21 protein-coding genes are annotated in these 22,602 nt (G+C 70.5%); 9 read left to right on the top strand and 12 right to left on the bottom strand.

What is annotated here, in order from left to right:
• The first annotated feature begins 5 nt into the window (after nt 1–5).
• The 7 genes from OG389_RS26765 to OG389_RS26735 all read left to right on the top strand — a co-directional run bounded on the left by OG389_RS26765 (nt 6) and on the right by OG389_RS26735 (nt 6,712).
• Nucleotides 6–419, top strand: a complete 414-nt coding sequence (locus OG389_RS26765) for a roadblock/LC7 domain-containing protein (protein WP_008739864.1) — start codon at nt 6–8, stop codon at nt 417–419.
• Between the two features lie 151 nt (nt 420–570).
• Entirely contained in the window at nt 571–963 is a 393-nt protein-coding gene (locus OG389_RS26760; protein WP_328300994.1) for a DUF742 domain-containing protein, read from the top strand.
• Entirely contained in the window at nt 944–1,528 is a 585-nt protein-coding gene (locus OG389_RS26755) for a GTP-binding protein (protein ID WP_243337754.1), read from the top strand. The genes OG389_RS26760 and OG389_RS26755 overlap by 20 nt, the downstream gene beginning before the upstream one ends.
• A gap of 307 nt (nt 1,529–1,835) precedes the next feature.
• On the top strand, nt 1,836–5,036 hold the full coding sequence (locus OG389_RS26750; protein ID WP_328300993.1) for a sensor histidine kinase: 3,201 nt from the start codon (nt 1,836–1,838) through the stop codon (nt 5,034–5,036).
• Between the two features lie 10 nt (nt 5,037–5,046).
• Nucleotides 5,047–5,460 carry a roadblock/LC7 domain-containing protein gene (locus tag OG389_RS26745; protein ID WP_007266772.1) on the top strand — a complete coding sequence of 138 codons (414 nt, stop codon included), beginning with the start codon at nt 5,047–5,049 and terminating at the stop codon, nt 5,458–5,460.
• Between the two features lie 93 nt (nt 5,461–5,553).
• Entirely contained in the window at nt 5,554–6,147 is a 594-nt protein-coding gene (locus OG389_RS26740) for a DUF742 domain-containing protein (RefSeq protein WP_328300992.1), read from the top strand.
• Nucleotides 6,128–6,712, top strand: a complete 585-nt coding sequence (locus OG389_RS26735; RefSeq protein WP_007266770.1) for a GTP-binding protein — start codon at nt 6,128–6,130, stop codon at nt 6,710–6,712. Before OG389_RS26740 ends, OG389_RS26735 begins: the two co-directional genes overlap by 20 nt.
• 73 nt (nt 6,713–6,785) lie before the next feature.
• Here OG389_RS26735 and OG389_RS26730 read toward each other — a convergent pair whose 3' ends face one another.
• Both OG389_RS26730 and OG389_RS26725 read right to left on the bottom strand, forming a co-directional pair.
• Nucleotides 6,786–6,992 (bottom strand): acyl-CoA carboxylase subunit epsilon, encoded by a 207-nt coding sequence (locus OG389_RS26730; RefSeq protein WP_328300991.1) that lies wholly within the window; start codon nt 6,990–6,992, stop codon nt 6,786–6,788.
• Nucleotides 6,993–7,015: 23 nt separating this feature from the next.
• Entirely contained in the window at nt 7,016–8,599 is a 1,584-nt protein-coding gene (locus tag OG389_RS26725) for an acyl-CoA carboxylase subunit beta (protein ID WP_328300990.1), read from the bottom strand.
• A 252-nt stretch (nt 8,600–8,851) separates the two neighbouring features.
• On the opposite strand from OG389_RS26725, the gene OG389_RS26720 reads away from it, so the two are divergent.
• Nucleotides 8,852–9,466, top strand: coding sequence for a YceI family protein (locus tag OG389_RS26720; RefSeq protein WP_328300989.1), 615 nt, complete (start codon nt 8,852–8,854; stop codon nt 9,464–9,466).
• Nucleotides 9,467–9,487: 21 nt separating this feature from the next.
• Here the strand turns inward: OG389_RS26720 and OG389_RS26715 are convergent, their stop codons facing one another.
• The 6 genes from OG389_RS26715 to ureA all read right to left on the bottom strand — a co-directional run bounded on the left by OG389_RS26715 (nt 9,488) and on the right by ureA (nt 17,172).
• Nucleotides 9,488–10,870 carry a hypothetical protein gene (locus tag OG389_RS26715; protein ID WP_328300988.1) on the bottom strand — a complete coding sequence of 461 codons (1,383 nt, stop codon included), beginning with the start codon at nt 10,868–10,870 and terminating at the stop codon, nt 9,488–9,490.
• 129 nt (nt 10,871–10,999) lie between these two features.
• Nucleotides 11,000–12,631 carry a citramalate synthase gene (gene cimA, locus OG389_RS26710; protein WP_328300987.1) on the bottom strand — a complete coding sequence of 544 codons (1,632 nt, stop codon included), beginning with the start codon at nt 12,629–12,631 and terminating at the stop codon, nt 11,000–11,002.
• 295 nt (nt 12,632–12,926) lie between these two features.
• Entirely contained in the window at nt 12,927–13,535 is a 609-nt protein-coding gene (locus OG389_RS26705; protein ID WP_328300986.1) for a TetR/AcrR family transcriptional regulator, read from the bottom strand.
• Nucleotides 13,536–13,574: 39 nt separating this feature from the next.
• Nucleotides 13,575–14,612 carry an agmatine deiminase family protein gene (locus OG389_RS26700; protein WP_328300985.1) on the bottom strand — a complete coding sequence of 346 codons (1,038 nt, stop codon included), beginning with the start codon at nt 14,610–14,612 and terminating at the stop codon, nt 13,575–13,577.
• A gap of 29 nt (nt 14,613–14,641) precedes the next feature.
• On the bottom strand, nt 14,642–16,384 hold the full coding sequence (locus OG389_RS26695) for an urease subunit alpha (RefSeq protein WP_328300984.1): 1,743 nt from the start codon (nt 16,382–16,384) through the stop codon (nt 14,642–14,644).
• Nucleotides 16,381–17,172, bottom strand: coding sequence for an urease subunit gamma (gene ureA, locus OG389_RS26690; RefSeq protein ID WP_328300983.1), 792 nt, complete (start codon nt 17,170–17,172; stop codon nt 16,381–16,383). The genes OG389_RS26695 and ureA overlap by 4 nt, the downstream gene beginning before the upstream one ends.
• Before the next feature lie 156 nt (nt 17,173–17,328).
• On the opposite strand from ureA, the gene OG389_RS26685 reads away from it, so the two are divergent.
• On the top strand, nt 17,329–18,750 hold the full coding sequence (locus tag OG389_RS26685; RefSeq protein ID WP_328300982.1) for a cytosine permease: 1,422 nt from the start codon (nt 17,329–17,331) through the stop codon (nt 18,748–18,750).
• 78 nt (nt 18,751–18,828) lie between these two features.
• Here the strand turns inward: OG389_RS26685 and OG389_RS26680 are convergent, their stop codons facing one another.
• The 4 genes from OG389_RS26680 to OG389_RS26665 form a co-directional block, all read right to left on the bottom strand.
• Nucleotides 18,829–19,932, bottom strand: a complete 1,104-nt coding sequence (locus OG389_RS26680; protein WP_328300981.1) for a branched-chain amino acid aminotransferase — start codon at nt 19,930–19,932, stop codon at nt 18,829–18,831.
• A 229-nt stretch (nt 19,933–20,161) separates the two neighbouring features.
• Nucleotides 20,162–21,202: a 3-isopropylmalate dehydrogenase gene (locus OG389_RS26675; RefSeq protein WP_328300980.1), complete on the bottom strand. Its 1,041-nt coding sequence runs from the start codon at nt 21,200–21,202 to the stop codon at nt 20,162–20,164.
• 82 nt (nt 21,203–21,284) lie between these two features.
• Nucleotides 21,285–21,419, bottom strand: coding sequence for a hypothetical protein (locus OG389_RS26670; protein ID WP_328300979.1), 135 nt, complete (start codon nt 21,417–21,419; stop codon nt 21,285–21,287).
• Nucleotides 21,420–21,679: 260 nt separating this feature from the next.
• Entirely contained in the window at nt 21,680–22,561 is an 882-nt protein-coding gene (locus OG389_RS26665) for a LysR family transcriptional regulator (RefSeq protein WP_328300978.1), read from the bottom strand.
• Nucleotides 22,562–22,602: the final 41 nt, after the last annotated feature.

The following is a 22,602-nucleotide window of genomic DNA, read 5'->3' as shown; positions in this document are numbered from 1 at the left end:
GTTCGATGAGCCAGGCGGCACAGAACCTGAACTGGTTGATCACCAACTTCGTGGACAACACCCCCGGGGTGTCCCACACCGTGGTGGTCTCCGCCGACGGCCTCCTTCTTGCGATGTCCGAAGGCTTCCCCCGCGACCGGGCCGACCAGCTCGCCGCGGTGGCCTCCGGGCTGACCTCGCTGACCGCAGGTGCTTCCCGCATCTTCGAGGGTGGCGCCGTCAACCAGACCGTGGTCGAGATGGACCGGGGATTCCTCTTCCTCATGTCCGTCTCCGACGGATCCTCGCTGGCCGTACTGGCGCACCCCGAGTGCGACATCGGCCTCGTGGGCTACGAGATGGCCCTCCTCGTGGACCGGGCCGGCAGCGTCCTCACCCCGGACCTGCGCGCGGAACTGCAGGGAAGCCTGCTCATCTGACTGCCGCCCTCCCGGCCGGACGGTACTTCCGGCCGGGGGACCGGGGCCCCGGCCCCGGAACCCAGTACCGCCATCAGGCCGTCATACCGTCCCCCCACCGGCCGCCCCGTCAGACGGCACGCTGACCATTGCTGTCCAGCCCGGAGGATCAATGACCCCGCCCCCCGCCTATTCCGATCAGTACGGAGACTCGTACTCGGATGGCGACCAGCCGCTGGTGCGTCCTTACGCGATGACCGGCGGCCGGACCCGACCGCGCTACCAGCTCGCCATCGAGGCACTGGTCAGCACCACGGCCGATCCGATGCACCTCTCCGGGCTGCTCCCGGAGCACCAGCGCATCTGCACCCTCTGCCGTGAGGTCAAGTCGGTCGCGGAGGTCTCCGCACTGCTGAACATGCCGCTCGGCGTCGCCCGGATCCTCGTCGCCGACCTGGCGGAGGCCGGCATGGTGGCCATCCACCAGCCGGGCAATGGAGAGGCCGGCGGAACGCCGGATGTCACGCTGCTCGAGAGGGTTCTCAGTGGACTTCGCAAGCTCTAACGGCGGAGCGGCTCCTCGCTCCACCACCTCCGCGAAGATCGTGGTGGCGGGTGGCTTCGGCGTGGGCAAGACCACGTTCGTCGGCGCCGTCTCCGAGATCAACCCGCTGCGCACCGAGGCCGTCATGACGTCCGCGAGCGCGGGCATCGACGATCTGACCCACACCGGGGACAAGACGACCACCACGGTCGCCATGGACTTCGGCCGCATCACCCTGGACCAGGACCTGATCCTGTACCTCTTCGGTACCCCCGGTCAGGACCGCTTCTGGTTCATGTGGGACGACCTGGTCCGCGGCGCGATCGGGGCGATCGTCCTGGTCGACACGCGGCGCCTGGCCGACTGCTTCCCGGCCGTCGACTACTTCGAGAACAGCGGCCTGCCGTTCGTCGTGGCGCTCAACGGCTTCGAGGGGCACCAGCCCTACACCCCGGAGGAAGTCCGCGAGGCCCTGCAGATCGGCCCGGACGCCCCCATCATCACCACCGACGCCCGCCACCGCGCGGACGCCAAGAGCGCGCTCATCACGCTCGTCGAGCACGCCCTCATGGCACGGCTCAAGTAAGGGCTCCACGCACCGAGAGATCCACCGGCTGGTTTTGGGGGGCGGGTTGTGTCATAGGACACGGCCCGCCCTCTTCGTTCATAACGTTTCGACAGAGAATTGCCGGTAGTTGGCGACACGGTGCGTTCGTCCGGTCTCGCTGCGCTCACAACCGGCCCCTTTTTTGCCGCTGGAAGCTCTTTATGTCCGATTTATGTGGGGCATAAGGCTCTAGGAATGGCCGATTTCAACTGTTTGGAACACGGCCGTTAACCGTGCTGGAATTCATCGAACTAGCTAGTAGCACCGCCGAGAGGTTGTTGGTCGAGTGACGCGAAGCAACTCGAGCCCCGCGAATGAACCCGCGCGCGGCAACTTCACCCCACCGCCACGCGCGGCCGCGTCACCCGTCGACGTACCCGTGGACCCGTCCACGGGTGGCGGCAGCACCAGCAGGTTCTCGCCCCGCAACTGGCGTGTACCGACGCGTCTGAACGCCATCCTGCTCGTCCCGGTCCTCGTCGGACTGGTGATGGGCGGCTTCCAGGTGAAGGGCTCCATCGACACCTGGAACGAGGCCAAGGACGCCGAGAAGACGGCCCGCATCGTCCAGGCAGCGGCCGAGTACGGCCAGGCGCTGCTCAACGAGCGCGACCTGACGGCCGAGCCGCTGCTCAGGGGCCAGCGGGACGCCGATCCCGTCATGAAGGCGTACGCCGCCACCGACGCGGCCAAGGCGAAGTTCGCCGAAGCCGCGAAGGACCTGCCCGAGGGGCAGGGCATGGAGCGCCGCCTGGAGCTCTTCCGTCAGGAGGAGCCCAAGCTGGAGCAGGTCCGCAAGACGGCCTACCTCGCTCAGCTGGAGACGCCGAAGAAGGCCCTCCCCAAGGCGATGGGCCCGATTCCGACCGAAGAGGGCTATGTGCTGGTCCAGCACTACCTCATGCAGTTCTCCAACGAGCTGGGGCTCGGCACCGGCAACGTGACCTCGTACGGCCGCATGGTCTACGCGCTCGAGCTGGCCAAGGCCGCGAACTCGCTGCAGCGCTCGGTGGGCACGCACCTGCTGGTCCGGCCGAACGACAACGAGGACGTCCGCAAGGCCCAGCTGGTCGCCTTCTCCTCGTACGCGTACCTCGAAGAGATCGCCATCGGCGAGTACGTCGCCGCAGGCACCGACGAGGACACCGCGCGTCTCAAGGACGTCATGGGCAAGAAGTCCCAGGAGGGCGCCGCCAAGCTCGCCGCCGCCAAGCAGCAGGCAGAGCAGGCCGGCACCGTCTTCCGGGCGCCTCCCGTCGTCAACGACTCCGCGCTCACCGGGATGACCGAGGCGATAGCCAGCGGCGAGAAGCCCGCCAAGCTCGCCCTGGGCGGCACCACCCCGCAGGCCTGGCAGGCCGCGGCCACCGCCAAGTTCGACGGTTACGCCGAGATCGAGAAGGAAGTCCTCGACAAGGCCGCCAAGGACACCGTCGTCGTCTCCGACGAGGCCCGCAACGCCGCCATCATCACCGGCGCCATCGTGGTCGTGGCCCTGCTCGCCGCCTTCATTCTGGCCGGCATGATGGCGCGCCAGATGGGCCGTGCGATGCGCCGTCTGCGCAACGCCGCCTTCGACGTCGCCGAGCAGCGCCTGCCGGCGCTCGTCGACCAGCTGTCGCGGACCGACCCGGGCAAGGTCGACACCCGCGTGGTACCGATCCCGATCGACTCCCAGGACGAGATCGGCGAGGTCGCCCGCGCCTTCGACCAGGTCCACCGGGAGGCCGTCCGGCTCGCCGCCGAGCAGGCCCTCCTGCGGGGCAACGTCAACGCGATCTTCACGAACCTCTCCATGCGCAACCAGTCGCTGATCGAGGGCCAGCTGAGCCTCATCACCGAGCTGGAGAACAACGAGGCCGACCCGGACCAGCTGGAGAACCTCTTCCGCCTGGACCACCTGGCCACCCGTATGCGCCGCAACGGCGAGAACCTCCTCATCCTCGCGGGTGAGGAACCGGGCCGCCGCTGGGACCAGCCGGTCCCCCTCGTCGACGTCCTGCGCGCCGCCTCCTCCGAGGTGGAGCAGTACGAGCGCGTCGAGCTGTCTGGCGTCTCCGATGCCGAGATCCACGGCCAGGCCGTGACCGACCTCGTGCACCTGCTCGCCGAGCTGCTGGAGAACGCCACCACGTTCTCCTCGCCGCAGACCAAGGTCCGCGTCAACGCGACGCGCCTGCCCGACGGCCGCGTGATGGTCGAGATCCACGACAAGGGCATCGGTCTCACCGCCGAGGACTTCGCGGACATCAACCACAAGCTGGCCAATCCGCCGACCGTGGACGCCGCGATCTCGCAGCGCATGGGCCTGTTCGTGGTCGGCCGGCTGGCCGACCGGCACGGCATCCGTGTCCAGCTGCGCCCCTCGGGCGAGGCCGCCGGTACCACGTCGCTGGTCATGCTCCCCGACGTCATCACCCACGGTGGTGGTGGCGAGGGCGTCCCCGACGACGACTTCACCGTCTCCTCGATGATCCCGCGCCAGCAGTCCCAGCCGGCCGCTCCGCTGCGCACGGCCGCCGAGCTCGGCTTCGACGACTCCCGCTACGAGGTCCACCGGGCCGATCAGCCGGGAGGCTACGACGAGCCCGCCGCCGACCCGGTCGGCCGATCCCTGGGCCGTGAGGAGCGCCGGGCCGCGCTGGAGGCCCAGACGGGCTACCCGCAGGCTCAGCCGCAGTACGGCGAGCCCGCGCCGGAGTATCCGGAACCTCAGCCGGAGCACGCGTACCAGCCTTACCAGGGCTACGAGCAGCAGCCCGCGCAGGGCTACGACCTCGGTTACGAATCCCGCCAGGACGGGCAGGCATACGAGGCGTACCCCCAGCAGGAGTACGCCTATCCGGAAGCCGACTACACGGATCAGCGACAGGATCTCCCGACGTACGACGCCGGGTACGATTCCCGTTCCGCACAGGCCGAGTGGCCCGTGCAGAACACCTACCCGGGCTCCTACCAGCAGGATTACGGGACCGAATCGGAATCACCGGCCGCTCCCGAACCGGCGACGGAGCGCGTAGGCTTCGACCGTCCGGGCGCCACTGCCGACACCGGCCACGAAGTGACCGGAGCGGGCCTGCCGCGACGCGGCGGCCAGCAGCAGCGACCGGGACAGCAGGAAGCGGAGTCCACCGGATCCCTCTTCGAACAGCGGCCGCAGCGTCAGCAGCGGCCCGCTGAACCGGAGCGGGCCCCGGAGGAAACGGAAGGCCCTGCCGACTGGCGTTCGAACAACGACGAGCGCTGGCAGCAGGCCGCCAAGCTCCGTGAGCCGAAGGCCGGCGGGATCACCCCCTCCGGACTCCCTCGGCGGGTGCCCAAGGCCAACCTGGTCGAGGGCGCTGCGGAGACGACGCCGCAGGGAGGCCCCGAGGTCTCCCGGGCCCCGGAGGACATCCGTGGCAGGTTGAGCAACCTGCGACGCGGCGTCCAGCAGGGCCGCAACGCGGGATCCGAGCAGTCAAACAGCTACGACCAGGAGCGTTAGTGTGAGCGCGATGAGCCAGGCGGCGCAGAACCTGAACTGGTTGATCACCAACTTCGTGGACAACACCCCCGGGGTGTCCCACACGGTGGTGGTGTCTGCCGACGGCCTCCTTCTGGCCATGTCGGACGGATTCCCGCGCGACCGCGCCGACCAGCTGGCGGCCGTGGCCTCCGGGCTGACGTCGCTGACCGCTGGGGCCTCCCGCATCTTCGAGGGCGGCGCCGTCAACCAGACCGTGGTCGAGATGGACCGCGGCTTCCTCTTCCTCATGTCCGTCTCCGACGGATCCTCTCTCGCGGTGCTCGCGCACCCCGAGTGCGACATCGGCCTCGTGGGCTACGAGATGGCCCTCCTGGTGGATCGCGCGGGTACCGTCCTCACTCCGGACCTGCGCGCCGAACTGCAGGGAAGCCTGCTCAACTAGCAGACAGGCAGTGCGTTTCGCGCCATCGCACCATAGGGTGCGGTGGCGCGGTTCCACAGGGAGTACTGCGTACTTGGAGTCGGAGGAGGAGACGTGACAACACCCGGAGGACATCCTTATGGCGGCGCGCAGCAGCCGCAGGGTGGGCACGACCAGAACCGCTTCAACTTCCCTTCCACTCCCAGCAACCGGCCCTCACCCGAGCACGACCCGGCGGGGCAGCCCTACCAGCGGCAGCCCTACCAGCAGCCGCAGTCGCCGTACAGCCGGCCGCAGCAGCCGGGGCAGCCCTACCGGTCCCCGCAGCAGCACCCGCGCTCCTCGCGCCCGCACGCTCCGCAGGCGCACAACCCGCTGGTGCGTCCGTACGCGATGACCGGCGGCCGGACCCGGCCGCGCTACCAGCTCGCCATCGAGGCCCTGGTCAGCACCACGGCCGATCCCGCGCGTCTGCAAGGGCAGCTGCCCGAGCACCAGCGCATCTGCCTCCTGTGCCAGGAGATCAAATCCGTCGCGGAGATCTCGGCACTCCTCTCCATTCCTCTTGGCGTCGCCCGGATCCTCGTCGCCGACCTGGCGGAGGCCGGCCTCGTAGCCATCCACCAGCCCGGCGGCGACGAGTCCGCCGGTGGCCAGCCAGATGTGACACTGCTCGAAAGGGTGCTCAGTGGACTTCGCAAGCTCTAACGGCGGAGCGGCTCCTCGCTCCACCACCTCCGCGAAGATCGTGGTGGCGGGTGGCTTCGGCGTGGGCAAGACCACGTTCGTCGGCGCCGTCTCCGAGATCAACCCGCTGCGCACCGAAGCCGTCATGACGAGCGCCTCCGCCGGCATCGACGACCTGACCCACACCGGCGACAAGACGACCACCACGGTCGCCATGGACTTCGGCCGCATCACCCTGGACCAGGACCTGATCCTGTACCTCTTCGGTACCCCCGGTCAGGACCGCTTCTGGTTCATGTGGGACGACCTGGTCCGCGGCGCGATCGGGGCCGTCGTCCTCGTCGACACGCGGCGTCTCGCCGACTGCTTCCCGGCCGTCGACTACTTCGAGAACAGCGGCCTGCCCTTCGTCATCGCCCTCAACGGCTTCGACGGGCACCAGCCCTACACCCCGGAGGAAGTCCGCGAGGCCCTGCAGATCGGCCCGGACGCCCCCATCATCACCACCGACGCCCGCCACCGCGCGGACGCCAAGAGCGCGCTCATCACGCTCGTCGAGCACGCCCTCATGGCACGCCTGCGCTAGCCGCTGCCGGTCGTACGCGAAAGCCCCCCGCACTCCGAGGAGTGCGGGGGGCTTTCGCTTGCCGTTCGGGGTACTAGCCCTGCCAGCTGTGCGGCGCGCGGAAGCCGGGGGTGCGCTCCAGGCGGCGCCAGCCGGCCTGGGTGCGGGCGGCGGCGCCGGCCGAGGCCTCCTCGGGGGTGGCGGCGGCACGGGCGAGCAGGATCGCGGTGATCGCGGCCAGCTCCTCGGGCTCGGCGTGGCCCTTCTCGACCTTCAGCAGGGTGCCGGTGGCGTTGCTCATCGGTGGCAGTTCTCCTTCGACGTCTACTGGGGCGGGTTGCCGTGCTTGCGCGAGGGCAGGTCGGCGTGCTTGTTGCGGAGCATGGAGAGGGCGGAGACGAGGACCTCGCGGGTCTCGGCGGGGTCGATGACGTCGTCGACGAGGCCGCGTTCGGCCGCGTAGTACGGGTGCATCAGTTCGGCCTTGTATTCCTTGACCATGCGTGCGCGCATGGCTTCGGGGTCCTCGGCGTCCGCGATCTGCTTGCGGAAGATGACGTTGGCCGCGCCTTCGGCGCCCATCACGGCGATCTCGTTGGTGGGCCAGGCGTAGGTGAGGTCGGCGCCGATGGACTGGGAGTCCATGACGATGTAGGCGCCGCCGTAGGCCTTGCGCAGGATCAGCGAGATCCGCGGGACCGTCGCGTTGCAGTACGCGTAGAGCAGTTTGGCGCCGTGGCGGATGATGCCGCCGTGTTCCTGGTCGACGCCGGGCAGGAACCCGGGGACGTCCAGGAGGGTGATGATCGGGATGTTGAAGGCGTCGCAGAGCTGGACGAACCGGGCCGCTTTCTCGGAGGCGTGGATGTCCAGGACTCCGGCGAGGTGGCCGGGCTGGTTGGCGACGATACCGACGACCTGGCCGTCCATCCGGGCGAGAGCGCAGATGATGTTGCGGGCCCAGCGCTCGTGGATCTCCAGGACGTCGCCCTCGTCGACGAGTTCCTCGATGACCTTGAGCATGTCGTAGGGGCGGTTGCCGTCGGCGGGTACCAGGTCGAGCAGGACCTCCGAGCGGCGGTCGGCGGGGTCCTCGCTGTGGTGGACCGGGGGGTTCTCACGGTTGTTGGAGGGGAGCATCGTGATGAGGTAGCGGACCTCGGAGATGCAGGTTTCCTCGTCGTCGTAGGCGAAGTGCGCGACGCCGGAGGTTTCGGCGTGGACGTCCGCGCCGCCCAGGCCGTTCTGGGTGATCTCCTCACCGGTCACCGCGCGGACCACGTCCGGGCCGGTGATGAACATCTGTGAGGTCTCACGGACCATGAACACGAAGTCGGTGAGGGCGGGGCTGTAGGCGGCGCCGCCGGCGCAGGGGCCGAGCATCACGCTGATCTGCGGGATGACACCGGAGGCCCTGGTGTTGCGCTGGAAGATACCGCCGTAACCGGCGAGGGCGGAGACACCCTCCTGGATACGGGCGCCGGCGCCGTCGTTGAGGGAGACCAGCGGGGCACCGGCCGCGATGGCCATGTCCATGATCTTGTGGATCTTCGTGGCATGGGCCTCGCCCAGCGCGCCGCCGAAGATCCGGAAGTCGTGCGCGTAGACGAAGACCGTGCGGCCCTCGACCGTGCCCCAACCGGTGATCACACCATCGGTGTAGGGCTTCTTGGCCTCCAGGCCGAACCCCGTCGCACGGTGACGACGCAGCTGCTCGACCTCCTTGAAGGAACCTTCGTCGAGCAGCAGCGCGATCCGCTCACGGGCGGTGAGCTTGCCCTTGGCGTGCTGCGCTTCGGTCGCCCGGTCACTCGGTCCGCGCCGCGCCTGCTCACGCAGGTCGTGCAGCTCGGCCACGCGCCCTCGGGCGTCCGTCGGCTCGCTCGGAATCTGGTCCACAACGGTCATGTATCGACCTTACGAACTGAGACCCGGAAAACCCTCCGTCGAATCCACACAGTGTCGGGTGTCTTCCGCTGTCCGGCCCGGACAGAACCACGGAGGGACCAGCCGACACCACCAGTCGGGACCTTCGTCCTTTGTGGGCATCCCACAAACCCCGGCCAAGAAGTTGAAATTTGAACGGAATGGGTCTAGCGTCGTTCTTGTTGAAAGTTAAACGAGTGCCGGACCGAACGGCACCCTACCGAGGAGCAAGCCATGGGTCTGTTCAACCGCCGCAGCCAGGACACGTCCGCCAGCACCGCCGTCGCCACGCTCGAAGTGGACCCGGCCCTCGCGGCGCTCACCGGTGACTACGTCATCGACGCCGCCCACAGCAGCATCGGCTTCACCGTCCGCCACGCGATGGTCACCAACGTCCGCGGCTCCTTCGCCGAGCACGAGGGCACCCTGCACCTCGACGGCGGCGACCCGTCCCGTTCCACCGCCTCCATCGACGTGAAGATCGCCTCCGTCGACACCGGCATCGGCGACCGCGACGGTCACCTGCGCTCGGGTGACTTCTTCGACGCCGAGACCTTCCCGCTGATGACCTTCCGCTCCACCTCGGCGGAGCAGCTCGGCGGCGACAAGTACCGGATCTCCGGCGAGCTGACCATCAAGGACGTCACCCGCCCGCTCTCCATCGACCTGGAGTTCGGCGGCTCGGCCACCGACCCCTACGGCAACGAGCGCGTCGGCTTCGAGGGCTCCGCCGAGATCCTGCGCTCCGACTGGGGTCTGACCTGGAACGCCGCCCTCGAGACCGGTGGCGTGATGGTCAGCGACAAGGTGAAGCTGACCTTCGACATCTCCGCCATCAAGCAGGCCTGACCCTCCGGGACCGGGGGCGGCTCAGAAGTCACCCCCACCGAAGCCACCGCCGCCGTCGAAGCCCCCACCACCACCGAAGTCCCCGCCGCCGAAGCCACCACCGTCGAAGTCGGACGGGTTGAAGTCCGCTCCGGAGACGTCGCCCCCGCCGAAGCCACCACCGTCGAATCCGTTGCCGCCGCCGAAGTCGGAGGCGTAGGCCGGACTGGACATCATCGAACCGAGCATCGTGCCCATCAGCAGGCCGGGCAGCATGCCGCCGCCGAAGTAGCCGCCGGCCCAGGGACCGTACGCCGGGCCGGCGTCGTAGTAGGGGCGCGGACCGTGCTCGGTGTCGACCGTGCGGACCGCCGGGTCCTGCCCGTCGCGCAGCCGTACGGCGTCCGCCGCGCAGACCGGGACGGTACGTGCGGCGCCGCCCGCCGGGGCCCAGGCCGCGTCCTCGGTGCTCGGCCCGTGGCGCGGGTCGAAGAAGCAGGGCGCGCGGCGCTCGGGCAGCGGCCGGCCCTCCCGGCGCGCGTCGAGGCGTGCCAGGGCGTAGCGGCCGTCCTCCAGCGCCTGGGTGACCCCCTTGACCTCTTCGGGATGCTGCACGGAGGCCATGATCTGCTTGGCCTTCTCGTACGAGTCGAGGCCCTGCTCGTAGTCCGTGCGCATGGCGTCGTCGGCCCCGGGCTCGCCCGGGTGGAAGTCGAGGCGCTCCAGCTCCTCGCCGAAGGCCGTGATGTCCTCGTCGACGACCACGCTCAGCCGCGCGATGGACTCCCGGCGGAGCTCTTCCTTCTTCTTGCGGTTGCGCTTGACCAGCGCGTACGCACCGCCGCCGCCGATGACGGCCACCGCACCGAGGCCGATCAGGGCGCCGACCGGGGCCCCGCCGTCGGCCGCCGCGCCGCCCCAGGAGGCCGGGGCCTTGCCCTTGGCCTGGGCGAGCGCCTGGTCCACGAAGTTGTTGAGCTCGGCGCTCGCGTCGACCGGGCCGCCCGCCTTCACGGCGTCCACCAGGTTGCGGACCGCGTTGCTCGGCATGACGGCCCTGTCGGCGCCGGCGTTGAAGCCGTCGCCGAGCCGGATCGCGTAGAGCCCGGTGATGCCGGTCTCCGTGCGGATCGTCTTGAGCACGCTCGCGGCGGGGAACTCGGCGGTGGCCGGCAGTACGGCCACGAACACCGGCTTCCCGGCGTCCTTGATCTTCTTCGCGAGCGCCTCGGCCTGCGCGGGCGGCAGCTGCGCCTCGGCGCGGGGGTCGACGTAGACCGGGCCCTTCTTGAGGGCCTCCGCCACGGTGGTGGTTCCGGTGGCCGCCGATGCCTGCGGGGCGACCAGGAGCGCGGTCCCGGACAGGGCCAGCAGCAGACCGGCCAGCAGCGATCCAAAGGGTGCGGATATAAGCCTGGTCCTCATACTGACGACGCTACCTGAACCGGGTGTTTCCTGTGTGAGCAGAACATAAGGGACATCCATGAGCCGCGACCGCTTCCGCGGGTACCTGCGCGACGCCTGCTGAGGCGGGAGCGATCGCGGCGCCGGAATCTACTCCGCCGGCTCGACTCCCGCGTGCAGGAGCCCGAAGGTGAAGGCGTCCTCCAGGGCCTGCCAGGACGCCGCGATCACATTCGGGGCGACGCCGACCGTGTTCCACTCGCGGGTGCCGTCCGTCGTGGTGACCAGCACCCGGGTCGTGGACTCCGTACCGTGCTTGCCCTCCAGGATGCGGACCTTGTAGTCGATCAGCTCGAACTTCGCCAGCTGGGGGTAGAACCGCTCCAGCGCCACCCGCAGCGCGCGGTCCAGGGCGTTGACCGGGCCGTTGCCCTCCGCCGTCGCGACGATCCGCTCACCCTTGGCCCACAGCTTCACCGTGGCCTCGTTGGCGTGCGTGCCGTCGGGGCGGTCCTCGACGATGGCCCGCCAGGACTCGGTACGGAAGTATTTGCGGGCCCGGCCCTCCGCCTCGGCCCGCAGCAGCAGCTCGAAGGAGGCGTCGGCGGCCTCGTACGTGTAGCCCTGGAGCTCGCGTTCCTTGACCCGCTCCACCACCCGCGAGACCAGCGCGCGGTCCCCGCCGAGGTCGACGCCGAGCTCCTTGCCCTTGAGCTCGATGGAGGCCCGGCCGGCCATGTCGGAGACCAGCATCCGCATGGTGTTGCCGACCCGCTCGGGGTCGATGTGCTGGTAGAGGTCCGGGTCGACCTTGATGGCCGAGGCGTGCAGACCCGCCTTGTGCGCGAAGGCGGAGACGCCGACGTAGGGCTGGTGCGTGGAGGGGGTGAGGTTCACGACCTCCGCGATGGCGTGCGAGATCCGGGTCATCTCGGCGAGCGCGCCCGCCGGCAGGACCGTACGGCCGTACTTGATCTCCAGCGCGGCGACGACCGGGAAGAGGTTGGCGTTGCCGACCCGCTCGCCGTAGCCGTTCGCGGTGCACTGGACGTGGGTGGCGCCCGCGTCCACGGCGGCCAGGGTGTTGGCGACGGCGCAGCCGGTGTCGTCCTGGGCGTGGATGCCCAGCCGGGCGCCGGTGTCGGCGAGTACGGTCGCCACGGTCGCGGTGATCTGGGCGGGGAGCATGCCGCCGTTGGTGTCGCACAGGACGACGACGTCGGCGCCGGCCTCGTGGGCGGTGCGCACGACGGACTTCGCGTACTCGGCGTTGGCGCGGTAGCCGTCGAAGAAGTGCTCGCAGTCGACGAAGACCCGACGGCCCTGGGCGACCAGGTGGGCGACGGTGTCGCGGACCATCTCCAGGTTCTCGTCGAGGGTGGTGCGCAGCGCGAGCTCGACGTGCCGGTCGTGGGACTTGGCGACGAGCGTGATCACCGGGGCGCCGGATTCCAGCAGCGCGCGGACCTGCGGGTCGGTGGCGGCCGAGCCGCCGGCCCTGCGGGTCGCGCCGAAGGCCACGAGCTGGGCGTGCTTGAAGTCGATCTCCGCGCGGGCCCGGGAGAAGAACTCCGTGTCGCGGGGGTTGGCGCCGGGCCAGCCGCCCTCGATGAACCCCACCCCGAAGTCGTCCAGGTGCCGGGCGATCGTCAGCTTGTCCGCGACCGTGAGGTTGATGCCCTCGCGCTGGGCGCCGTCGCGCAGGGTCGTGTCGAAAACGTGGAAGCCGTCGTCGGGGCCCGGAGCCGGCGCAGTCGGATCGGTCGCCTCTGTCGTCGTCATGCTGATCTGGCTCCTGTCGGATGAGTGGATTCCGGATACCCGCCCAAGGGCTGGCCGCCGCCACTGCCCCCATCATCGCGCGCTGCCCGCTCCCGGCAGGATGGGGCCGGAAAACGAAAAAACCTCTCGCGGGTGCGAGAGGTCTGCGCGCGGGTCTGGGGCACGGTGGCCGCCTCCGCGAAGTTCTTCCGCGGCTCAGCGGCCACTGGGGACCGGCGCGCTGCTGTCCATAATCATGAGCTGAGCAGGCACGCTGGCAGTGTGCCACAGGCGACCGCACACGTGGACGCACATCTCACGATACGAGCGCCTCGTCGAGGAATTCCGAGACGTGGGCCAGGATGTCGCCCCGTCCTATCCCGGGCAGGCCGACGGCGACCTGGATGCTGAACCCGTCGAGCAGGGCGCGCAGCCGGGCCGCGAAGCGGTCCGGGTCGACCGCGCGGAACTCTCCGCGCGAGATGCCTTCGGCGAGCAGGGCCACCAGGTCGCGGTGCCAGGCGCCTTCGATGGCCCCCTGGCGGTCCCGCTCCCCCGGTCCGGCGTTCTGCGAGCGGTTCCAGACCTCGAGCCACAGCGTCCAGTGCGGGTCCCGGGCGCCCTCGGGCACGTACAGGTCCACGTACGCCCCCAGGCGCTCGCGCGCCGGGCCGCGGCGGGACAGCAGGGCCCGGCGCCGGGTGCCCAGTGCCGCCTCGCTCCATTCCAGGGTCCGCAGCAGGAGCTCGTCCTTGGTGCCGAAGTAGTAGAGGAGGTGGCCGCTGCTCATGCCGACCTGGCGGCCCAGGCCGGCCATGGTCAGGCCGTCGAGGCCACGTTCGGCGATGGTGGCCATGGCGGCGACCAGTACGTCCTCGCGCGGCGGCGCGTTCTTGCGCGCGGCACGTACCTCACCCGCCACCATGGCCCACTCCTCGTTCGGGTCCGAGCTCTGCCCTGGAGGTCAGACCTTCGGCTGCTGCTGGGTGATGCAGTGGATACCGCCACCCCCGGCGAAAATCGTACGTGCGTCGACGAGCGTCACGGTCCGCTCGGGGAAGAGACCCCGGAAGATCTCGGCCGCCTCCTCGTCGCGCGGGTCGTCGAAGGCGCACAGGACCACGCCGCCGTTGCACAGGTAGTGGTTGATGTAGGAGTAGTCGACCCACTCCCCGTCCTCTTCCAGCACGGTCGGCGCCGGGATCTCCACGACCTCCAGCTGCCGGCCCCGCGCGTCGGTGGACGCGCGCAGGATGGCGGCGATGGTCTTGCCGCGCTCGTGGTCCGGGTGGGCCGGGTCGGGCTGGCTGTGGACCATGACCACGCCGGGGCGGGCGAAGGCCGCGACGATGTCGACGTGGCCCTGGGTGCCGTAGGTTCCGTAGTCGCCGGCCAGGCCGTACGGGAGCCAGATGGCCTTCGTGGTGCCCAGGTGGGCGTGGATCTCGGCCTCGACCTGCTCGCGGGTCCAGTCGGGGTTGCGGCCCTTGCCCAGCTGCACGGTGTCGGTGAGGAGTACGGTGCCCTCTCCGTCGACGTGGATGGCGCCACCCTCGTTGACCAGCGGGGTGCTGTACGTACGGGTCCCGGCGAGGTCCGAGACGGCGCGGGCGATCTTCGAGTCGTGGTCCCAGCGGGCCCACTCCTGGGCGCCCCAGCCGTTGAAGGTCCAGTCGACGGCGGCCAGCTCGCCGGCGTCGTTGGTGACGAAGGTCGGGCCGATGTCGCGCATCCAGGCGTCGTCGAGCTCGCGCTCGACCAGCTCGACGTCCTCGCCCACGACCGCGCGGGCGCTCTCGGCGTCTCCGGGCGACACGACGAGGGTCACGGGCTCGTACGTGCGCACGGCGCGGGCCACGGCGCCCCAGGCCTCGCGGGCCTCGGCGAGCTCCTGCTCGTTGGTGAAGGTGGGGTTCGGGCTGGGCCAGGCCATCCAGGTGCGCTCGTGGGGCGTCCACTCGGCAGGCATCCGGAATCCGTCGTTCACGGGCTTCGCAGTCATGGCAGGAGGTCCTTAAAGGATGTGCTGACTTACAGGAAGTACAGGCGGTTGAGGGAGACCGAGTCGGCGGCTTCGGAGCGCAGCGGTTCCCCGTCGAGGGAGACGAGGCCGCTGCGCGCGTCCACATCGACCGCGCCCACCCGGGAGTTGAGCAGGAGGTTCCCGGGCCCGATGCCCCGGGTGCCGCGGACGGCTACCCGGCGCCTGCGTGTCGGCATCTCGTCGCTGCCCAGTGCCGCCGCGGCGGCCGAGACGAAGGCGACGGAGATGTCGGCCGGGGTGGCTCCGTAGGAGCCGAACTGTGGTCCGAGGACCAGTGGTTCGCAGGTGTCGGTGGCGGCGTTGGGGTCGCCGGTGACCCCGTAGGCGGGGAAGCCCGACTTCAGGACGAGCTGTGGTTTGGCGCCGAAGAACTGTGGGCGCCACAGCACGATGTCGGCGAGTTTGCCGACTTCGATGGAGCCGATCTCGTGGGCGAGGCCGTGGGCGATGGCCGGGTTGATGGTCAGCTTGGCCATGTAGCGCAGCACGCGGGCGTTGTCGTCGCCCTCGCCGTCGCCGTCCAGGGGGCCGAGCTCGGCCTTCATCTTGGCGGCCATGGCGAAGGTGCGGCGGATGGTCTCGCCGGCGCGGCCCATGCCCTGGGCGTCGGAGGAGGTGATGCCGATCGCGCCGAGGTCGTGCAGCACGTCCTCGGCGCCCATGGTGCCGGCTCGGATGCGGTCGCGGGCCATGGCCGCGTCGCCGGGCAGGTCCGGCTTGAGGTCGTGGACGGAGACGATCATGCCGTAGTGCTCGGCGACCGCGTCGCGGCCGAAGGGCAGGGTGGGGTTGGTGGAGGAGCCGATGACGTTCGGTACTCCGGCCATCTTCAGGACGTTGGGGACGTGGCCGCCGCCGCAGCCCTCGATGTGGAAGGCGTGGATGGTGCGGCCGTCCAGGACCCGCAGGGTGTCCTCGACCGACAGGCACTCGTTCAACCCGTCACTGTGCAGGGCGACTTGCACGTCGTGTTCCTCGGCCACGCGCAGGGCGGTGTCCAGGGCGCGGGTGTGCGCGCCCATGTCCTCGTGGACCTTGAAGCCGCAGGCGCCTCCCTCGGCGAGGGCCTCGATGAGCGGGGCCGGGTCCGAGGAGGAGCCGCGGGCCAGGAAGCCGATGTTGACGGGCCAGGCGTCGAAGGCGTTGAAGGCGTGTTTCAGCGCCCACGGGGAGTTGACGCCCACACCCCAGACGGGGCCGAACTCCTGGCCGATGATCGTGGTGACGCCCGCGGCGAGCGAGGCCTCCATGATCCGCGGGGACAGCAGGTGCACGTGGGTGTCGACGGCGCCGGCGGTGGCGATCATGCCCTCGCCGGAGACGATGCTCGTGCCCGTGCCGACGACCACCTCGACCCCGTCGAGGGTGTCGGGGTTGCCGGCCCGGCCGATCGCGTGGATACGGCCCTCGCGGATACCGATGCTGGTCTTGCGGATGCCCAGGACGGCGTCGATGACCAGCACGTTGCTGATCACCACGTCGCAGGTGTCACGGACGGCGGCGGCCTTCAGGTGCAGTCCGTCGCGGGCCGTCTTGCCGAACCCGGCCAGGAACTCGTCCCCGGGCTGCTGCGAATCGGACTCCACCCGGACCGTGAGCCCGGAGTCCCCGAGGCGGACCCGGTCCCCGGCGCGGGGGCCGAAGACGGAGGCGTACTCGTGCGGGTCGATGTGCCGGCTGCCGGGGGCGCAGTGCGCGCTGTGGTCGGTGTGGGGGGTCTGCCGGCTCATGCGGTCGTCCCTTCCGGGCGGTCCTCGGCACCGGCCTGGACGGCCGGGCCCGCGGGGGTGAACGGGGGAGCCTGGGCAGTCGGGGAGGCCGGAGCCCCGCCGTCCCGGGCGGCGCCCAGGTAGCCGCAGGCCGCCGCCCGCTCCAGCGCGAGGGACTTGGCGCCCGGGGCGTCCAGCGGTCCGTCCACGAGGCCCGCGAAGCCGATCGCGATGCGGTCCCCGCCGATGGGGACCAGGCCGACCTCACCCTCGCCGTGCGGGTCGAACCGTACGGACGAGCCCGCCGGGACACACAGCCGCATGCCGTACGCCGCGGCGCGGTCGAAGTCGAGGCGCGGGTTCGACTCGAAGAAGTGGAAGTGAGAGGTGACGCTGACCGGCACGGGGGCGGTGTTGCGCACGTGCAGGTGCACGGTGGGCTCCGGCTGGGGGGCGCCGGGTCCGGGCACGACCGCGCCCGGGGCGTCCTCGCCCAGGCCGACGGCTCCCCGGATCGGGGACGAGACCACCGCGAGGCGGGATCCGTCGTCGAAGACGGCCTCCACGTGCACCTCGGTGACCACGTCGCTGACGCCCGCCAGGACGTCGTCGGGACCCAGCACGCAGCGGGCCTCCTCGATGGCCTCCGCCAGCCGCTTGCCGTCGCGCGCGGCCTCGCAGACCGTGTCCGCGATGAGCGCGGTGGCCTCCGGGACGTTGAGCTTGAGTCCGCGGGCCCGCCGGGCCCTGGCCAGTTCCGCAGCGCTGCGGAGCAGCAGCCGGTCGCGCTCCGTAGGGGTCAGCCGCACGCCGATCCACCACCCTTTGAGTCGATGGGTTAGAGCATCACTCTAACTCTTCATTTCTCTGCAATGAAGCATTGACCTGAGACCTGGGCTTAGGTCACATTGAGTGTCGCTCAAACAATGCATCGCCACCCGCCGCCCTGCCAAGGGAGTCCCCCCATGCCCATCGAACAGCGCGGAGTCGACACCATCCCGGAGGAGGAGCGGACGAGCGGTCCCCGTGACCTGATCTCGATCCTCCTCGGTTCCAACCTCTGCCTCGGTGTGATCGTCTTCGGCTGGCTGCCCCCGTCCTTCGGACTGGGGCTGTGGCCGTCGGTCACCGCCATCGTGACCGGCACCCTCGTCGGCATCGCCTTCACCGCGCCGCTCGCGCTCGTATCCCTGCGCACGGCCACCAACCTCTCCACCTCCAGCGGCGCCCAGTTCGGCGTGCGCGGCCGGCTCGTCGGCTCGGTGGTCGGGCTGCTGCTCTCCCTCGGCTACACCGCACTGACCCTGTGGATAGGCGGCGACGTGATGGTCGGCGCCCTGTCCCGGCTCACCGGACTGCCCGACACGGGCGTCTCCCGGGCCGTGATGTACGGGGTGCTCGCCGCCTGTACCGTCGTCGGAGCCGTCTTCGGCTACCGGCTGCTGCTGCGCATGAGCAAGGTGCTCTCCATCGGCATGGTGGTCCTGCTGGCGATCGGCGTGTTCGCCTACGCCCCCGACTTCACCACCGCCGCCCCGCCGGAGACCTCGTACCTGCTGGGCTCCTTCTGGCCGACCTGGCTGCTCGCCGCCGTCGCCGCCGGACTCAGCGGCCCCGTCGCCTTCATCACCCTGCTCGGGGACTACACCCGCTACATCTCCCCCCACCGGCACAGCCCCCGCAAGGTGCTCCGCTCCACCGGGCTGGGCCTGCTCGTCGGGCTGCTGATCCCGCAGCTCTTCGGCACCTACACCGCGCTCGCCGCCGGGGCCGGCGCCGAGTACGCCGGACCGCTCGTCGACGCCGCGCCCTTCTGGTACCTGGTCCCGCTGCTCGCCGCCGCGGCCGCCGGCTCGGTCGGCAACGCCGGGCTGATGCTCTACTCCATGGGCCTGGACCTCGACGCCATCGTCCCGAGGGCCACCCGCACCACCGCCACCGTGATCGCCGCGGCCGTGGCCACCGCCTTCGTGTTCGTCGGCTCCTTCGAGTGGGACGTCCAGTCCGCGATGACCTCGTTCGTCCTGCTGCTGACCGCGATCGGCACCCCGTGGGCCGTGATCACCCTGATCGGGTACGTCCGCTGCCGCGGCCACTACGACGCCGACGCCCTCCAGGTGTTCAACCGCCGCTCCAGGGGCGGCGTCTACTGGTACCGCGGCGGCTGGAACCTGCGGGCCACCCTCTCCTGGGCGGTCGGCGCGGGCGTAGGTCTGCTCGCCGTGACCACCCCGTTCTACGAGGGCCCGCTGCTGGCCCTGACCGGCGGCGTGGACTGCTCCTTCGTCCTCTCCGGCCTGGCCGGCGGCCTGGTCTACACGGCCCTGACCACCCGCACCGCCCCCGCCCCGGCGCCCGCCCCCGCCGAGGAGCCGGTCGCCGCGTAGGACTTCCGCTTCCCCGTACGCATGAAGGCCCGCGCCCCTGCAGGGGCGCGGGCCTTCATGCGTACGGGCTCGCCGACCTCAGCCCAGCGGGTGCATCCAGCCGTGGGTGTCGGCGGTGTGGCCGGTCTGGAGGTCCAGGAGCGCCTTGCGGAGCTTCATGGTGACCTCGCCGGGCTGGCCGTCGCCCTGGGTCCAGTTGGCGCGCTCGGACTTGACGGAGCCGACCGGGGTGATCACGGCGGCGGTCCCGCAGGCGAAGACCTCGGTCAGGGTGCCGTTCTCGTTGTCGCGCTTCCAGTCCTCGGTGGTGATCCGGCCCTCTTCGGCGGTGTAGCCGAGGTCGCGGGCGATGGTGAGGAGGGAGTCGCGGGTGATGCCCGGAAGGAGTGAGCCGGTGAGCTCGGGGGTGACGATGCGCTGTGCCCCGTCCTTCTGGCCGTACACGAAGTACAGGTTCATCCCGCCCATCTCCTCGATCCAGCGGTGCTCGACCGCGTCGAGCCAGACCACCTGATCGCAGCCGTGCTCGGCGGCCTGGGCCTGCGCGACGAGCGAGGCGGCGTAGTTGCCGCCGGTCTTGGCGGCGCCGGTGCCGCCCTTGGCGGCGCGGACGTACTCCTCGGAGAGCCAGACGGAGACGGGCTTGACGCCGCCGGGGAAGTACGCGCCGGCGGGCGAGGCGATGACGATGAAGAGGAACTCGTTGGCCGGGCGGACACCGAGCCCGACCTCGGAGGCGAACATGAACGGGCGCAGGTACAGCGAGGCCTCACCGGAGTCCGGCACCCAGGCGCGGTCCTGCTTGATCAGCGCGTCGCAGGCGGCGATGAACAGCTCGGTCGGCAGCTCCGGCATCGCCATGCGGCGGGCGGAGGACTGGAAGCGCTCGGCGTTGGCCTGCGGGCGGAAGGTCGCGACGGTGCCGTCGGGCTGCTTGTAGGCCTTGAGACCCTCGAAGATCGTCTGCGCGTAGTGCAGGGTCATGTTCGCCGGGTCCATCGACAGCGGCGCGTACGGGACCAGCTCCGCGTCGTGCCAGCCGCGGCCCTCGGTCCACTTGACCGTCACCATGTGGTCGGTGAAGTGGCGGCCGAAGCCGGGGCTCGCCAGGATCGCGTCGCGCTCCGCGGCGGACAGGGGGTTCGAGGAGGGCTTCAGCTCGATCGTGGGCGTCGTCGTCATGAGTGCTTGTCCTTCACCGGTTGTGTGTGGCGGACCGCGCTCACGGCGTACTAGGACGTCCGAGCTTCCCCGTATTCCGCGGCCTCGCGTTCGATTATCGCGCGGGAGGGGGCTTCGGTGAAACGGGGGGAATGCGGCCCAGGGGAGATGGTGGCACCCGGGGCCGCACAGGAAAAGCCGCCGGGTGCGGTGGTCGCGACCCGGCGGCTTCCTGGAGGGGGCAGCCGGGTCAGCCGGCTACTCGCGCGGCGAGGGCGTCGCCGATCGCGTCGGTGGAGCGGAAGGTGCCGTCGCGCTCGGCCAGGTCGGCGGAGACCGCCTCCTCGATGCGGACGGCCTGGTCCTCGTAGCCGAGGTGGCGCAACAGGAGGGCGACCGAGAGGATCGTCGCGGTCGGGTCGGCCTTGCCGGTGCCGGCGATGTCCGGGGCCGAGCCGTGGACGGGCTCGAACATGGACGGGAAGGCGCCGGTCGGGTTGATGTTCCCGGAGGCGGCCAGGCCGATTCCGCCGGTCACGGCGGCGGCCAGGTCGGTGAGGATGTCACCGAAGAGGTTGTCCGTGACGATGACGTCGAAGCGCTCGGGCTGGGTGACGAAGAAGATCGTCGCGGCGTCGACGTGCAGGTAGTCGGTGCTGACCTCGGGGTACTCCTGGCCGACCTTGTCGAAGGTGTTCTTCCACAGGTGGCCGGCGTACACGAGGACGTTGTTCTTGTGGACCAGGGTCAGCTTCTTGCGCGGGCGGGCGTTGGCCCGCTCGAAGGCGTCGCGGACCACGCGCTCGACGCCGTACGCCGTGTTGATGCTGACCTCGGTGGCCACCTCGGCCGGGGTGCCGGTGCGCAGGCTGCCGCCGTTGCCGGTGTACGGGCCTTCGGTGCCCTCGCGGACCACGACGAAGTCGATCTCCGGACGGCCGGCGAGCGGGGTGGCCGTGTTGGGGAAGAGCTTCGACGGGCGCAGGTTGATGAAGTGGTCGAAGGCGAAGCGGAGCTTCAGCAGCAGACCGCGCTCCAGGACGCCCGACGGGACCGAGGGGTCGCCGATGGCGCCCAGCAGGATCGCGTCGTGGTGCTTGAGGGCCTCGAGCTCCGCGTCCGGGAGGGTTTCACCGGTGCGGTGCCAGCGCTGGGCGCCGAGGTCGTATTCCTTGGTCTCCAGCTTCACATCCTGGGGCAGGACCGCGGTAAGGACCTTGAGGCCCTGAGCCACGACTTCCTGGCCGATGCCATCACCGGGGATCACTGCGAGATTGATGCTGGTCGACATGGTGGAACCGTACTCCTTGTCCCACCCCTCAGACATATTGCGTCCATCATGTGGACGCAATATGCCCCGGCCGGGGTCGTGCTCAGTGGCCGGTCGAGCCGCCGTTGTCACGGCGGTCCAGGGCGCGCTGCAGGGCGGCGGCGGCGTTCTTGCGGTCCGCGTCGGCGGCGGCGGAGCGGCGGGGCCGGCGGGTGGAGGTGGTGGGGGTGTGCGTCATGGTGATCGACTCCTTGAGATCACGGCGTGGCGGGGCCACGGATGAGGGGTTCCTTCAAGGCGCCGGAAGAGGCGGGGAGCGGTGCGCGGCAAGGGTTGCCTGCCATGGGGCGCGCGCTCTCGACCGCCATTCGCCGGATCGGCGAGACGTTCGGCTTCTACAAAGTAGGCCAGCTCCCGCTGTATGTCTCGGCAATTACTCGGACTTCCTACTATCTGAGACGCGCAAGCACCCGGGCGGACCCTGCGCATGGCTCCGCTTCAGGCCCCGGCGGAGCGAAGTTCCCTGATCAGAGCCCTGACTACGAGACTGGCGGCTGCTTCCGGGGTGGTGACGTATCCCACCTGCCTCACGGGCCTCGCAGGGCCCAGATCGGTGATCTCGACGGCCTCTCCCGCCTCCCGCAGCGACAGCTCAGGAAGGATCGCCATGCCGAGCCCGCGCCCGACCATGGTCAACACCATCCCGTCGTCCTCCGCCTTGACGGTGGCCCGCGGGATCCAGTCCTGTTCCTGCCACCAGGCCCGGGTGTAGGAGCCGCAGTTCTCGTCCCAGTCCAGCAGGGGCAGCGCCTTAGGATCCGGCTGCCCGGCCGGGTGGACCAGGGCGTACGCCTCCTCCACGAGCACCCCGCTGAGCAGGCCGGGCGGCAGGCCCTGGCTGCCGCCCAGCGTCGCGATGCCGAGGTCCGCGCGGCCGGCGGCGACCTCCCCGGCCGTGCCGGCGCCGAGCTCGCGCACCACCCGCACCTCCGGGCGGACCCCGGGGTGCCGGGCGGTGAGCCGTTCCAGGGCGGGCGGCAGCAGGTGCAGGGCCGCGCTGCGGAAGGCGGCGATCCGCACCACCCCGGCCGGCTCCGCCGGGTCCCCGGGCCGGCCCGCGCCGCGAGCCTCCGCGCCCATGACCTCGTAGAGCCGCAGGATCCGGCGGGCGTGGCCGACGGCCCGCTCCCCCGCCGGGGTGGGGGAGGCGCCGGTGCGGCCGCGTTCGAAGAGCACCGCGCCGAGCTTGGCCTCGCTGCCGCGCACCGCGTGCGAGACCGCGGACTGGGTCAGGCCGAGGGCGGCGGCCGCGGCGGTGAACCCGCCGGCCTCGGCGACGGCGACCAGGATCCGCAGTTCCTGCGGGAGCAGCTCGGCCACGGGGGCCCTCACCTCGTCCTATGAGCGTCATTCATGGATGC

Source organism: Streptomyces sp. NBC_00435 (genome assembly GCF_036014235.1).
Lineage (GTDB): Bacteria > Actinomycetota > Actinomycetes > Streptomycetales > Streptomycetaceae > Streptomyces.
Note: the sequence above shows the minus strand (reverse complement) of the source record. Positions and strands in the feature narration are given on the sequence as shown.